The 14,077-nt window shown below is 62.9% G+C and carries 13 protein-coding genes; 5 read left to right on the top strand and 8 right to left on the bottom strand.

Going from position 1 to position 14,077, the window contains the following annotated elements; translation table 11 throughout:
- Nucleotides 1-132: 132 nt before the first annotated feature.
- Nucleotides 133-1,275, top strand: a complete 1,143-nt coding sequence (locus P0D96_RS02220) for an aminoacyl--tRNA ligase-related protein (RefSeq protein WP_408311254.1) — start codon at nt 133-135, stop codon at nt 1,273-1,275.
- Nucleotides 1,276-1,381: 106 nt separating this feature from the next.
- Here P0D96_RS02220 and P0D96_RS02215 read toward each other — a convergent pair whose 3' ends face one another.
- Together P0D96_RS02215 and P0D96_RS02210 are read right to left on the bottom strand one after the other, a co-directional pair.
- On the bottom strand, nt 1,382-2,170 hold the full coding sequence (locus P0D96_RS02215) for an SDR family NAD(P)-dependent oxidoreductase (RefSeq protein ID WP_408282237.1): 789 nt from the start codon (nt 2,168-2,170) through the stop codon (nt 1,382-1,384).
- A 51-nt stretch (nt 2,171-2,221) separates the two neighbouring features.
- Nucleotides 2,222-2,551, bottom strand: a complete 330-nt coding sequence (locus tag P0D96_RS02210; RefSeq protein ID WP_408176672.1) for a hypothetical protein — start codon at nt 2,549-2,551, stop codon at nt 2,222-2,224.
- Between the two features lie 88 nt (nt 2,552-2,639).
- Here P0D96_RS02210 and P0D96_RS02205 point away from each other — a divergent pair, with 88 nt between their 5' ends.
- Entirely contained in the window at nt 2,640-3,263 is a 624-nt protein-coding gene (locus P0D96_RS02205) for a RidA family protein (RefSeq protein WP_408311251.1), read from the top strand.
- Here P0D96_RS02205 and P0D96_RS02200 read toward each other — a convergent pair.
- From P0D96_RS02200 to P0D96_RS02180, 5 genes are all read right to left on the bottom strand, one after another.
- Nucleotides 3,260-4,198: a LysR family transcriptional regulator gene (locus P0D96_RS02200; protein ID WP_132374426.1), complete on the bottom strand. Its 939-nt coding sequence runs from the start codon at nt 4,196-4,198 to the stop codon at nt 3,260-3,262. The genes P0D96_RS02205 and P0D96_RS02200 overlap by 4 nt on opposite strands.
- A gap of 127 nt (nt 4,199-4,325) precedes the next feature.
- A complete protein-coding gene (locus tag P0D96_RS02195; protein WP_408311247.1) occupies nt 4,326-5,135 on the bottom strand; it encodes an aldolase/citrate lyase family protein in 810 nt (269 codons plus the stop codon).
- A 55-nt stretch (nt 5,136-5,190) separates the two neighbouring features.
- A complete protein-coding gene (locus tag P0D96_RS02190; RefSeq protein ID WP_408311244.1) occupies nt 5,191-6,921 on the bottom strand; it encodes an ABC transporter permease in 1,731 nt (576 codons plus the stop codon).
- Between the two features lie 2 nt (nt 6,922-6,923).
- On the bottom strand, nt 6,924-7,988 hold the full coding sequence (locus P0D96_RS02185) for an ABC transporter ATP-binding protein (protein WP_408176664.1): 1,065 nt from the start codon (nt 7,986-7,988) through the stop codon (nt 6,924-6,926).
- 8 nt (nt 7,989-7,996) lie between these two features.
- Nucleotides 7,997-9,031 carry an ABC transporter substrate-binding protein gene (locus P0D96_RS02180; protein WP_408176663.1) on the bottom strand — a complete coding sequence of 345 codons (1,035 nt, stop codon included), beginning with the start codon at nt 9,029-9,031 and terminating at the stop codon, nt 7,997-7,999.
- Nucleotides 9,032-9,313: 282 nt separating this feature from the next.
- Here P0D96_RS02180 and P0D96_RS02175 point away from each other — a divergent pair, with 282 nt between their 5' ends.
- A complete protein-coding gene (locus P0D96_RS02175; RefSeq protein ID WP_408311239.1) occupies nt 9,314-10,714 on the top strand; it encodes an MmgE/PrpD family protein in 1,401 nt (466 codons plus the stop codon).
- Between the two features lie 51 nt (nt 10,715-10,765).
- Here P0D96_RS02175 and P0D96_RS02170 read toward each other — a convergent pair whose 3' ends face one another.
- Nucleotides 10,766-11,518, bottom strand: coding sequence for an IclR family transcriptional regulator (locus P0D96_RS02170; protein WP_165923839.1), 753 nt, complete (start codon nt 11,516-11,518; stop codon nt 10,766-10,768).
- A 224-nt stretch (nt 11,519-11,742) separates the two neighbouring features.
- Here P0D96_RS02170 and P0D96_RS02165 point away from each other — a divergent pair, with 224 nt between their 5' ends.
- Together P0D96_RS02165 and P0D96_RS02160 are read left to right on the top strand one after the other, a co-directional pair.
- Nucleotides 11,743-12,582 (top strand): TauD/TfdA dioxygenase family protein, encoded by an 840-nt coding sequence (locus P0D96_RS02165; protein ID WP_408311236.1) that lies wholly within the window; start codon nt 11,743-11,745, stop codon nt 12,580-12,582.
- Nucleotides 12,583-12,640: 58 nt separating this feature from the next.
- Entirely contained in the window at nt 12,641-14,035 is a 1,395-nt protein-coding gene (locus P0D96_RS02160) for an MFS transporter (RefSeq protein WP_408311233.1), read from the top strand.
- Nucleotides 14,036-14,077 lie beyond the last annotated feature (42 nt).

The raw sequence follows: 14,077 nt of genomic DNA, 5'->3' as shown, positions 1-14,077 counted from the left end.
GAGAACTCAATATGCGCGACAGGGAGGCTAAGCGCCTGCGCCTCGCGTGAGAATCGATGATCCGGACGCCCCTTGCGGGCGTTTTTTCATTTCAGGCCTGTTTTTACGCTGAATTCTGAATCCGGAGCACTCATGAAATTCTCACAGCAATTTTTCGCCAACAGTTTCTTCGAGCAGGACAACACCCGGCTGGAACTGACCGACCTCGCCCGCAAGGCATGCCTCGTCCATCAGGACGCCGCGGGACTTTACTCCTGGATGTCGCTCGGACTGAGAGCGCAGCGGCGCGTCGAGAGCATCGTGCGCGAGGAGATGGAGCGCGCCGGCTTTTGCGAAATTCAGATGAGCCTGTTGCAGGACGCCGATCTGTGGCGGCAAACCGGGCGACTGGACGTGTATGGCGACGAGTTGATGCGGCTCACGAGCCGCTCCGGCCGGCTCTTTTGCCTCGGCGCCACGTGCGAGGAATTGGCCACCAACATGGTCAAGACGCACTACAACAGGACGGACATGAGTCTGGGCCTCTATCAGTTCGGCAACAAATACCGCGACGAACTGAGGACGCGCGGCGGCCTCGCGCGTGCCAAGGAGTTCATCATGAAAGACGGCTACGCCTTCAATGCCACGGAAGACGGTGCACGCGCAGCGTATGAGGCCGTTCGCGAAGCCTATCAGCGCATCTTCAGGCGACTGGGGCTCGCCGCCATCGTCAAGTCCAGCGACAACGGGGAAATCGGCGGCCAAAGCTCGGAGGAGTTTCATGTCCTCAGCGAACTCGGCGAGGACGAGACCGACGGTCAGAAATCACTCGAATGTGCGCACATTTTCGACCTGGGCGATCGTTACTCCAAGGCTATGGGCCTGGTGAACGCCAAAGGCGAATTCGTCAGAATGGGCTGCTTCGGCGTGGGCGTTTCGCGCCTCGCCATGCTGCTGCTCAGCCGGCAGCGCGACGAGCGCGGCTTTTGGGGCAGCGAGTCGTTCAACACCTTCGACGTCGTGCTCACCGTCATCGACTGGGAGCGTCAGGAACGGCAGGAGGCCGCCCAGGCGCTGCAACGCGAACTGCAAGCAAAAGGATTGAGCGTGCTGGTCGACGATCGTCTGGCGCAAGCCGGAAAAAAGCTCGCCGACGCCGAGTTGATCGCATGCCGGCAACGCGTGGTGGTCAGCGGCAAAGCACTCGCGTCGGGCCGCTTCGAGTGGATGGACCGGCGAACCCTGGCGCGTGAAGAGGCGTCGGCGGCGGAGATCGTGGCGCTTTGCGCGAGTTAGGTAGCCTGGCGCGTGTGCGCTTCGGCATCTGCTTCGGGGCCCAGATCGTTGCTGATCCGCACACGCTCCGGTTGGCCGGCCGCGCCGCCTCGATCTCCCGTGTGATTCAACGCGCCGTCCATCCTCCGTCAACGACCAGATTTGCGCCCGACATGAAGGCCGAGTCGTCGCTCGCCAGAAAAGCGGCGGCGCTGGCGACTTCGCCAGGCGTACCGATTCGGCCCAACACCGTCGCGGCTTCGAATGAGCGTCGCAAACCGGCCGGATCGACGCTGCTGGTAAACACATCCTCCAGCAATTGCGTCGCGACGGGGCCGGGACACAGGCAATTCACACGAATACCGCTGCGGCCATGATCGACCGCCATCGCCTTGGTCAACATGACGACTCCGCCTTTCGACGCACAGTAGGCGGCGACATTGGCCTCGCCCACCAGTCCCAACTCGGACGCAATGTTAATGATGACGCCCTCACCGCGCATTTGCATCGACGGGATGACCGCTCTCGAACATAGGAAAACGCCTTTCAGGTTGACCGCCATCAGACGGTCCCATTCCGCAACGGTCGTGTCGAGAACGGTCTTCGCGAATTCGATGCCTGCGTTATTGACCAGAATGTCTACCTGTCCGAAACGGGCTTCAGCCTGGCGAAACATCTCGCTGACGTCGGATTCGAGCGACACGTCCGCGCGGACGTAGCAGGCTTCGCCACCTGAGGCGCAAAGCGCATCTGCTTCCGCGGTCGCGTCCGTTACATCGGCGAGCACCACCTTTGCTCCCTCGGCGACGAATCTTGCCGCTATCGCGTGTCCGATGCCCCGTTGAGCACCCGTAATCAAGGCAACCCGGTCTTTCAGTCGCATGTCGTTCTCTCGCGCAAGCAGGGGGAGCGTCATGTTAGCAGCCGGGATCTCATGCGTGCTGACAGGGCTTGCGCAATGAACCCCTCACTGAAGCCACTTCCGCACATCCTTCTCCCATTCCGGGTCGCCGCAGCCTTGCGGGTTTTCCGGCCCGAGCACGGTGATGTAGCCTTTGCTCTTCATGCACGATTCGTAGGCGCGAACTTTCGTGCATTGGCCCGGCCCCGCGTTGCGCGACACCGTTTTGCATTGCGCGATCGTCCTGTCCATCGGACCGAAGTCCATATCGCTTGCCTGATTGAGCATCGGCGCGTCGGCGCCCGAGGCGGAGAATTCGACGGGGCCGGTCTGCGCGCAGGCACTCAATGCACCGGCCAATACGGTAATGAAGAGAAGATGGACACGCGGTTGCATGGGGCGGCTCCTGTTTGGCAGAGGTTGCGAAATCATACGCCCGCGCGGGTGTATATCGTTGCCGTTAGCTCGCATGGAAGCGTCGAGCATGCTTCACACGTTTCTCACCAGCGCCCGGTCGTGTCATGATTTGCCTACCGGATCGCTTCGCATCGACCAACGCCTGACCAGCTCCGATCGCCCGCCGGCTTTCACCTCAATGGAAACCTTCAACACCGCCATGACCACGCCCACATCGAATGCTTCCCCTGGTACGGCCCTCGCCCGTCTGAACGCCCTTGGCCTCGCCTTGCCGAACGTGCCCGCACCGCGCGGCGCGTTCAAACCGTTTTCACGCTCGGGCCAGTTGATCTTCCTCTCCGGACAAATCTGTGAATGGGAAGGCGAAGTGCGATTCAGTGGTCCGGTCGGCGAGGTCCATGACCTTCAAGCCGGACAGCAAGCCGCGCAGATCTGCGCGCTGAACCTGTTGGCGGCGTTGCACCTCGCGCTGGACGGCGACCTGGACCGCGTGCTCTGTTGCCACCGCGTCGGTGGCTTCGTGTACGCGACGCCGGGTTATCCGGACGTGCCGAAAGTGATCAACGGGGCGTCCGATCTCTTCTTCGAGGTGTTCGGCGAGCGCGGCCGGCATGCACGGACGGCGGTCGGCGTCGCCACCCTGCCCGCCGCGGCGTCCGTGGAGGTGGAGGCTATCTTCGAGGTTCGCTAGGGCGTCGCCGTGCCGGCCGTCAGCGTGTCTTCTTTTCCGACATGCGCTTCGGCTGCGAACATATCGACCAGTTCACGGGCGAAGAGCGGCAGCGCGTCGAAGTCGCGCACGCAGACATGCAGCCGGCGCAACGCCCAACTATCGGTCAACGCGATCGCGGTGATGCGCATGGTCGGCACGAGCCTGCGCGCCACGGAGTCGGGAATCACGCCAATGCCGACGGTCGCCTCGATCATCCGGCACACCGCATCGAAATTGCCCATCTCCGCGCGAAAGCGGAACGGCCGCCCCGCCTCGGCAGCCGCCCGCACGAGGAACGCGTGAATCGCACTCCATTCCGACAAGCCGACGTAATCGAACGCGAGCGTCTCGGCGAACGCCACCGCGTCACGTCCCTCGAGCACGTGACCGCTCGGCACGATCAGCACGAGACGGTCGTCGCGGCAAGGCAGATAGCGCAGGTTTTCCGCAGGCGGACAGCCCGCGACAATGCCGAGATCGGCGGCACCGTCGGCGACCGCCCTTGCAATCGCCTGACTGCCGCTCTCGCGCAGTTCGAGGTCGACATCCGGATGCGAGGCGAGAAAACGGCTCAGGATGTTCGGCATCACCTCCATCATCGCCGTGGTATTGCCGAGCACGCGCAGCCGCCCTTTGACGCCTCGCGCGAATTCCTGCATATCGCCGTGCAACTGCTCGACCTGCGCGATCAGAATGCGCGCATGCCGCATCAGTTCCTCGCCGGAACGCGTGAGCGTCACGCCCTGATTGGTGCGGTACAGCAAAGGTGTGCGGAAATAGTCTTCGAGGTTCTTGATCCGCATGCTGGCCGCGGGCGCCGACAGGTGCGATTTCTCGGCCGCCCGCGTGAGACTCAATGATTCGCCAATGTTCACCATCAACTGCATGTCGGTCAGATCGAAATGCGTCGCCATAACGTGGATTGTCTCCTCAGCGGCAAACCGGGGCGCGGGTGTCACGCTTTGCACGTGAGCTCGCGCGTGGCTTATGTTACCTCCTCCGGCGTGCCGCATCATCATGGCGATGTTCGCAACCGCGCATTCAGACCAGGCCCAGGTCTTTGCGCACGTTCGGCAAAAACTCCATCATCGCGACCTGAAACAGGAACTGCGCGCCCTGGATCATGATGAAGTTCATACCGGCGTCGTGCAGCCGTTTGACCCGCTGGCGCATTTCCTCCAACGTATAGGCGTAGCTCGTATTAGCGCCGACCATGATGCCGCGCTGTTGCGCTTTCTTCACACCACGGTCCACCAGCTTCCACAGATCCGGGCTATTGAAGTCCGGTTTCTTCGCATTGCCGCCCAGCACTTTCGACAGATCGGTCATCGCGAAGAAGAACATCTTCAGATCGGGATGATCGAGTACCTTGTCGAAGTCGTCGATGCCGCCCTGGCTCTCCACGTGCGGAATGATGTACGTGGCCTGCGCCATCTCGTCGGTGCGCTGCTCCCATTCGCGATTATTGAACGGATGAATCCAGAGCGCGCGCCGGTGCCAGTCGCGCGCAATTTCGAGCGCTTCGTTGATTTCCTGCAGGCCCGAATGCGAGATCAGCACGTATTCCGCGCCGAGGCCTTGCAAGCGCGACAGATCGACGCCAATGCGCGCATCGTAGCCATGCCACGGATTCGTCTGCATGCGCACGACCGGCGTAATGCCGGCCGCCTCGCAGGTGCGGATCATGTTCTGCACGTCATGGAAGTCCATGCCGGTAAACATCATGTCGATCATGATCCAGTCGAAGCCGAGATGCGCGCACAGTTCCGCGGTTTCGGGATCGTTCGCCCACACGCCGAGTGCGGTGCGGCCCGACTTCATCGTGTCCATCAGCATGTTCTTCGGTTTCATACCCTGCTCCTCCAGACGCCCGGCAACGGGCAGATTACGCAGACGGCTGTCTGCTTCAGTTCGGTGTGACCGGTTGCATGGAACGCGGCGCGCTCCAGCTGCGAAAGCAGGTCTTCAAAATCGCCATGAAGACGATGCCGACCGCCATCTGCAACAGCGAGTAACTCGCGAGCCGCGAGAAATCGCCGACATTCCACGCTTCGAATGCGAGCACGGAGAACGTGCGGTCCGCCGCGGTGTAGAGAATCACGACCATCGAGAGCTCGGTCATGAAGAAGCTGAAGAGCAGCAGCCACGCTGCGATCACGCTGGCGCGAATGAGCGGCAACGTGATGTGCGTGAACGTGCGCAACGGTCCATAGCCGCACACGCGCGCGCTCTCTTCGAGCTCGAGATGCACCTGGATCAGGCTGGCCGACACCGACCGCACCGCATAGGCGGTAAACCGGCCGACGAACGCAAAGACGATGATCCACGTAGTGCCGTAGACAGAGAGCGGCACGTTGATCCAGAACAGCAGCATGCCGACGCCGAACGCGATGCCCGGCATCGAAATGGGCAGCAGGATCACGTATTCGAGCAGGCCCTTGCCGCGCAGCCGGGTGCGCACGACGATCCACGCGATCACGATGCCCGCGAGCGTCGCCGTGGTCGCGGAAACCACCGAGATGAGCACGCTGTTTTGCAGCGTGAACCACACGTCGTCCGATTGCAGATAGCCGATCGCCGTGGTGAACGAGTACTCGCCGGACCAGGTGTAGCGTGACAGCGCCGCGGCGATCAGAATTGCGATCGGTGCGAGGATCGTGGACACGACATAGAGCGCGGCAAGCGCGCCGGTGGCCCAGCGCCATGCGCCGAGTTCGACGAGCCGCGGCCGGAACCCCTTGCCGCTGATGGTCGTATAGACCCGCTTGCCGATCAGCACGCGTTGCAGCCACGTCGTGAAGCTCGACAACGCAAGCAGATAGATCGACAGGACGGCCATCACGCCATAGTTGGGCGGCACTTCCTGCGAGCCGATCCAGATGCGCGAGGTCAGCATGAGAATCTGTCGCGACCAGCCGAGTACCACCGGCGTGCCGAACAGGCCGATCGCTATCGTGAATGCAAGGACAGCGCCGGACAGCACGGCCGGCGTGAGTAGCGGAATGGTGATGCGGCGCATGGTCTGCAAGGGCGTGAGGCCGCACACCTGCGCCGCTTCCTCGAGGCTCGGGTCCATGCTGCGTAGTGCCGCCGCGACGATCATCATCACGTACGGCGCGAGATACAGGCCGATCACGATCAGCATGCCCCAGCGGCTGTAGACGTCCAGCACGCCCGGCAAACCGAGCACCGCGAGGAGCCGGTTCATGATGCCGCTGCGGGGCGCGGCGAGCAGCGCCCACGCGACCGCGCCGACGAACGGCGGAATGAAGATCGGCAACTGGCTGATCCATTGCAATACGCCACGCATCCACGTATCGGTGCGCTCGAAAATCCACGCGAACGATACGCCGAGCAGCGTGGCGATCATCGCAGCGCCGCCCGACACGAACAGCGTGTTGCCCAACGCGTCCCAGTAAATCCGCTTGCCCAGCACTTCGGCAAAGTAACGGCCCGTCACCGACGGCGTGCCCGCGTCCGCGTCGAATACGGCGCGATATAGCACGGCGCATAGCGGCGCGATCACGAGGACGGCGACGGCGCAGCAGATCAGCACGATCGCCATGATCGCCGGCAACTGCTGCATGAACCGGTGGCGCTGCACGGCGTGACGCTCCGAAAGAGGCAGGTCGGCCAAGGTCACGCTCCTATCACGCGTATATCGTCCGCCGCCACTTCGATACTGACCGCGTCGCCCGGCCGGCGTGGACCGGCGTCGATCTGCACGACGCTCATCTGGCCGAACGCGGTATCGATCCGGTACTCGGTGCGATTGCCGACGAAACTCGCCTCGGCGACGCGCCCGGCGATCGAGCCGGGTGTACCCGCCTGAAGCACGCGCCACTTCTCCGGACGAATGCACAACAGCTCGCCGGGCCGCGGCGGTTGCGCGAGCGCGGCGGGCAACGTCAGGCCGCCGGGCATCGCGAACACCGCGCCGTTCGCGCCCATTTGCCATTCGTAGTCCGCGATGATGTTCGCCCGCCCCAGAAACTCCGCTGCGTGACGCGTGGCGGGACGATCGTAGAGATCCTTCGGCGCGCCTTTCTGGATCACCGTGCCGGCGTGATACAGGTAGACGGTGTCCGCTATCGACATCGCTTCTTCCTGATCATGCGTGACGAACAGAATGGTGCGGCCGAGACGCCGCTGCAATTCACGGATTTCGATGCGCATCTCCACGCGCAGTTTCGCGTCGAGATTGCTGAGCGGCTCGTCCATCAGAATGACGGGCGCCTCGGACACGATGGCGCGCGCGAGCGCCACGCGCTGCTGCTGACCGCCTGATAACTGCGTCGCGCTGCGCTCGGCGAACGTGTCGAGCCCGACGAGCCGCAGCGTCGCCATCACCGCGTCGCGTGCCTTGGCGCCGCTCACTCCTGCCGCCCGCAGCGGCAGGCCGACGTTTTCGAATACGCTCATATGCGGCCAGATTGCGTACGACTGGAACACCATCGACACATGACGGCGTTCGGGCGGCACCCAGAGCGCGGGCGTAGCCTGATACACGGTACGTCCCGCGATCACGATTTCGCCATCCGAAGGCCGCTCCAGTCCCGCGATACAGCGCAACGTCGTGGTCTTGCCGCAACCGCTCGCGCCGAGCAGCACCGAAATCTGCGCCTCGGCGAAACTCTCGCTGACCGACTTCAGCACCGGTTGCGCGCCATAGGATTTTTGCAGGCGGCGAATGATGATCGACATACGTGGCCTCACCTGATTCCGGTTGCTTTCTGCCAGAGCTCGATCAACTGCGCCTGCTGCCTGAGCGCGGCGTCGATGTCGAGCGGCAGCACCTTCACCGTCGCGAGCTTCGGCATGCCTTGCGGCGGCGCCGAGCCGTTGCGCAATGCGTACTCGTTCGCTTTCTGGATGATCGTCTGCGCGTCGCTCATCATGAAGTCGACGAACAGCTTCGCCGCCGCGGGATGCGGCGCGCCCTTGAGCGCCGCGACCGAAAACGGCGTCGACACGGTGCCGGATTTCGGCACGATGAATTCGAGCGGCGCGCCCTTGGCGACCGCACCGCTATAGTGGTTGTTGACCACGTAGAACATAAGCGGCTTTTCGCCGGACAGCATCTTCGACAAGCCGGCCGGCGTGGTCGGTGTCAGTTCAGCACCAGACTTGATGAGCCCCTGGTAGATCGCCACCGTGCGCTGTTCGCCGAAGTTCTGGTACAGCGTCGCAAGCAGCGAGAAAGCCGCCGACGACGTACGCGGGTCGTAAAACGTGATCTGGTTTTGCCACTCCTTCTTCGGGTTGGCGAAATCCATCCAGTCTTGCGGCGGTTGCATGCCGTTCAGATACTGTTTGTTTGCACCGACGCCGAGAATCAACGTCTTCACACGTTCGAAGTCCTTTCCGGCGGGCGCGGCATCAGCGGGAAAGTTCTTCAACTCCGGCGAGTGATACGGGTCGAGCAGTTGCTCGTTCTGCATCCGCGTGAAGACGTCTTCCAGCGAGAAGAACGCGTCCGCCGCCTGCTTGCCTGCATTGCGCTCGGCGATATGGCGGTTGTAAATCTGCCAGCAGCCCGCGACGTAAGAACTGACCTTGATCTGCGGATAGCGCTTCTTGAATGCGTCGAGATACACCGGCGTTTGCGGCGGGTCGCATCCGTAGACCACGAGGCCGCCCTCTTTCTTCGCCTGCTCGATCAGCGCGGGATCGCTCGCGAAGGCCGTGCGCGAGACCATTGGCAAGAGTGCAAGCAGCACCGCCAATACGCCGATCCAGGTTCGCATCGGGGCTCGTAGCATTTGTGTCTCCAATCGTCTTATGGTATTTCCCGTGCCGCTCACGGACGCGCTGCGTCGCGGGCTTTACCGAGCATCGCCGATAATCGCCGCATACGGAATTTCGATATGCTGAACGTCGATTTAAGCGTGGACGAAGATCCGGGTTATCGCGGATGTGCACGGTGTTTTTCGCGAAACAGCTTGCTTGTCACGCAGGTCGATCTATAACGTGAATCCTGTTGGCCCGCGATTTCGGGCCTCGAATTTCGACATGCGATGGAGCTCACGATGGCAAGCACACCGGCCGGCAACCGCACGCTTTCGCAAACGTTCGCCGCGTTTGCTCACTCGCTGAACCTCGACGAAGTGCCGCGCCACGTACGCACGCGCGCCAAGCATCTGATCCTCGACGCGCTCGGCATTGCGTTCGCGTCCCATCGCAACGAATTCGCCGACGTGATCTTGCGCGGCATCAGGGCGCTCGGCGAAAGCGGAGTCAGTCCGGTGATCGGCAGCAGCGAAACGCACACCGTGCGCAATGCGGTGCTGCTCAACGCGGCGCTGATGCATGGACTCGATTACGACGACACGCATATGAAAGGCATCGTGCATGCAACCGCCTTCTGCGCGCCGGCGGCGCTGTGTGTCGGCAACGAAACCGGCGCCAGCGGGCGCGCTGCGCTCGCCGCGTATCTGGTGGGTATGGAAGTCGCCACGCGTCTGGGCGCGGCGGCGAAAGGCGGCTTTCATCATGCCGGCTATCACCCGACCGGTGTGCTGTCGCACTTCTCGGCCGCGTTGATCGCCGGCCGCCTCTATGGACTGGATACCGCGCAACTGGCCGCGGCGCAAGGCATTGCCGCGAGCACCGCTTCGGGCGTGCAAGTGTTTCTCGAAGAAGGCACGTGGTCCAAGCGCTTGCATCCGGGCTGGGGCTGCGTTGGCGGCATCACGGCGGCACGGCTTGCTCAGGCCGGTATTGTTGCGCCGTCGCGCCCGTATGAAGGGCGTTACGGGCTTTTCGATTCGCACCTGCAGCAACACGCGGGCGAAGTCGATTACGTCATGGCGAGCGCGGGTCTCGGCGAAATCTGGGAAACGGAACAGATGGCGATCAAACCCTACCCTGTGTGCCATTTTCTGCATTCGATCGCGGAGGCCGGCGCCGATCTGGCGCACAGCGGCGAGATCGATGTGAGCCGGATCAGCCGCATTCAGGCGCTGCTGCCCAAACCGGTCATGCCGATCGTTACCGAGCCGCTCGAAGCGAAAAGGCGGCCCACCACGAACTATGAAGCGAAGTTCAGCGCGCAGTATGTGGCGGCGGCTTCGCTCGTGCGTGGACGCTTCGGACTGGCTGAACTGGAATCCGATACGCTCGCCGATGAGCGCATCCTCGCGCTGTCCGCGCGAGTGGAATGCGTCGCGGACCCCGATAGCGCGTTCCCCGCCTACTACTCGGGCGGCATGATCGTCGATACGGACGACGGCCGGCAACATCGCCGCTATTACCGCATCAACAAAGGCGCCGGCGAGCGCGCGCTCTCCAATGAGGCGATCGTCGCAAAGTACTTCGAGAACGCGTGTTGGGCCGTCAGTCACGCGCGCGCCGAACAGGTTCGCGATGCGGTGCTTGCGCTCGATGAACTGCAAAGCAGCGACCTGTGGGCCGTGCTTCGCGGAGGCTGAACCCTGCGCCGCAAGTGCCCCTACCGCGCGCTCGACGGATCTTGCAGGCCGCTACGTCCGGCTCGAAATCTTCTTGCAGTACTTGGCGACCGCCCGGCCGATGGATATCTCGTTGCCCTTGACCCGCTGCGTCGGCGCGCCGACGACGATCGCATACGCCTCGCCATTGATCCACACGTAATGCCCGATCGAGGCGATCTCCGACTGATATCCGCCGATCGACACGAACCAGCCGCGCTCCTTGCCCTGCTCGATCAGACGCTTGTAGCGCGTCTTGCTGGTCACGGTATTCGGCGCGTATTGCTCGAACTCGAGTTCCTCGATCAACGCGTTGCGCGCGTCGTCGGTCATCGCGCCGAGCAGCGCCTGCCCGGCGGCGCCGATATGCAGCGGCCGCTTTTCTCCGACCGTTGCCGCGTAGCGCAGCGTTTGACCCGACTGCACGACTTCGAGGTAGTGCGACTGATGGCCGGTTCGCGTGGCGAGGAACACCGTCTCGCCGGTTTCGTTGCAGAGCTCCTGCAACACCGGCCGCACGTGCGATAGCAGCGGATCGTTGTCGATGATGACGCGCGCCTCGTCGAAGATACGGCGCGTGGGATAGTAGTCCGCCGAATCGTGCACGCGATACAGATAGCCGTTCGATTCGAGCGTCTTGAGCAGCGCGAGGCAGCTCGACTTGGGGAACTCCAAACGCTTGCTGATCAACGCGAGCGGCACCGCCTGCTTGAGTTCCGCGAACAATTGAAAAATCTCGACTACGCGCCGCGCGCTTTTGACATCCGAATCGTTCGCGACCGTCATTGCGCCCCCGAGAAAGCCTAAGGAAAACCCGAATTCACGCATGGACGGAAGGCAAACGCGCTTGCGCAGCGTTTGCACATCGCCTATTCTGAGTTCATGGATAAGCATAGACGTTCACATATATGAACGCAAGAAATTTTCTGAACGGGCGGCGCCGAGCGTGGGAGACTGCGCCTCGGCCGTGCTGACAGGCGCTCGTCACGTGTATCGCGGAGGAGACTCGCATGGCATCGAGCATCATCGTCAGACCGCTGGCCGGTTCCCTGGGCGCCGAAGTGTTCGGCGTCAATCTGTCCGGCGAACTGGATCCTTCAACGGTCGCACAGATCCGGCGCGCGTTTCATGAGTACCTCGTGATCTTTTTCCGCGAGCAGGATGCATCGGATAACGATCTTGCTCACTTTGCCCGTTATTTCGGTGAGCTTGCGGTGTTGCCGCCACACCGGCAGCATCCGGGCTCGCTGCCCGAACTGCTGATCATCGACAAGAAGCCGGAAGACGCGCTCGTGTTCGGCTGGGAATGGCATTCCGACACCACGCATCTGGAGATTCCGCCGCTCGGTTCGGTGCTTGCCGCGCGGATTCTGCCGCCAGTTGGCGGCGACACGTTGTTCGCCAATCAGTACATGGCGTACGACACCCTCTCCGACGGCATGAAGACCATGCTGGCCGGTCTGCGCGCCGTGCATGCGAACGGCCACATTCTCGCGTCGCTCGAAGCCGAAGATGTACTCGCGCAGGGCCAGGGTTACGGCAGCCATACAACGCTGTCCGCGGTGCATCCGGTCATCAGGACGCACCCCGAGACCGGCAGGAAAGCGCTGTTCGTCAATTCGCTGCATACGGAACGTTTTGAGGATATGACGGTGGCCGAAAGCGCACCGTTGCTGCGCTTCCTGTTCGAACACTCGACGCGACCCGAATTCACCTGCCGCTTCCGCTGGGCTCCCGGTTCGATTGCGTTCTGGGACAACCGCTGTTGCCAGCATCTCGCGCTCGACGATTATCCCGGCCAGCGGCGCCTGATGCATCGCGTCCAGTTGCGCGGCACCCGGCCGGTGTAGATCCGCGAGGAGCCTCAAACACTCGGGAACGAGACGCGTAATTCTGGAGGAAGACACCATGTCGATCGCAGAGGCAACTATCGAACAGATGCCTGTCGGCGCGGCGCACCGCCGGATGTTCTGGCTGCTCGGCGCGGGCATGCTGATTGATGCGTTCGAGTTGTTCATGCAATCGGGCGTGGTGGCTTCGATGGTGCACACGAACTTCACCGGCACCGGCGGCGTGGCGCAATTCATCTTCGCCACCTTCTTCGGGCTCGCGATCGGTTCGGTCATGAGCGGCACGCTCGCCGATCGCTTCGGACGCAAATCGCTCTATCAGTTCAATCTGCTGCTGTTCAGCCTCGCGACGCTCGCGACCGCGGCGGCGCCCTCGTTCACGCTGGTCGTGATCCTGCGCTTCATCGCCGGGATCGGACTGGGCGGCGAGTTGGTGGTGGGCTACGCGATCATGGCCGAGATGACGCCCGCGCATTGCCGCGGGCGCTGGGGCGTGACGCTCGGACTGCTGGTGAATTGCGCGCAGCCACTGTCGGCATTCGTCGGCGCATGGTTTCTGCCGGCTGTCGGCTGGCGCGCAATGTTCGTGGTGGGCGCGGTGCCGGCACTGATCGTCTGGTATCTGCGCCGGGCGCTGCCGGAATCGCCGCGCTGGCTCGAACGTCAGGGCCGCACCGCGGAAATGCATGAGGTGCTCGACGCCCTGTGGCTCGAAAATACCGGCGACGCGCACGCGCCGCGCGCCGCGCCGGCGAGCTTCCTGCCGGAGCGCAACGAGTTGCCGTGGACCGCGCTGTTCGGCCGCCATCGGCTCGGGCGCACGCTGTTCTGTTTTGCGATCGTGTCGCTGATCCTTGCGAGCCAGTACGGTTTCATCGGCTGGGTGCCGACGCTGCTGCTGCATCGTGGCCAGTCGATCGTGCACTCGCTGACCTACTCCGCGGTGATGGCAATGGGCGCGCCGATCGGCATGCTGATTCCGATCTTTCTCGTCGACCGGCTGGGGCGCCGGACCGTGGTGGCGACGGCGTCGTTTCTGGCGGCCGCGGTCGGCATCGGCTATGCATTCGCACTCGATGCGCCGGCCTGGCTGCTCGTCACCACCGGCTTTCTCGAAGTGCTATTCGTGCAGATCACCGCGAATACGGTGCTCGCCGTCTACCTGCCTGAACTCTTTCCGACCGATATCCGTGGCACGGGCTTTGGCGCGTCCACCGCAGTTGGGCGAGTGTCGGCCGCGATCATGCCGTATTTCGTGTTGTTCGTGCTGAATGGCTTTGGCTCGTTCGCCGTGTTCGTGATGCTGGCAAGCGTGCTGCTGCTGTTGTGCCTGCTGGTGCTCGCGGTCGGTCCGGAAACGCGCCGCAAAACGCTCGAAGATGTCGAGCGGGAAATTCTCGCGGGCGTGGACTTGAGCGCGGATCATAAGCATGCGAAGTCGCCGGCGTCCTGAAGATAAGTGATAGGAGTTTGCACGCGCGGCTTCATGGACGAC

The organism is Paraburkholderia sp. RL17-347-BIC-D (genome assembly GCF_046027915.1).
GTDB lineage: Bacteria > Pseudomonadota > Gammaproteobacteria > Burkholderiales > Burkholderiaceae > Paraburkholderia.
This window is presented reverse-complemented; position numbering and strand designations above follow the sequence as displayed.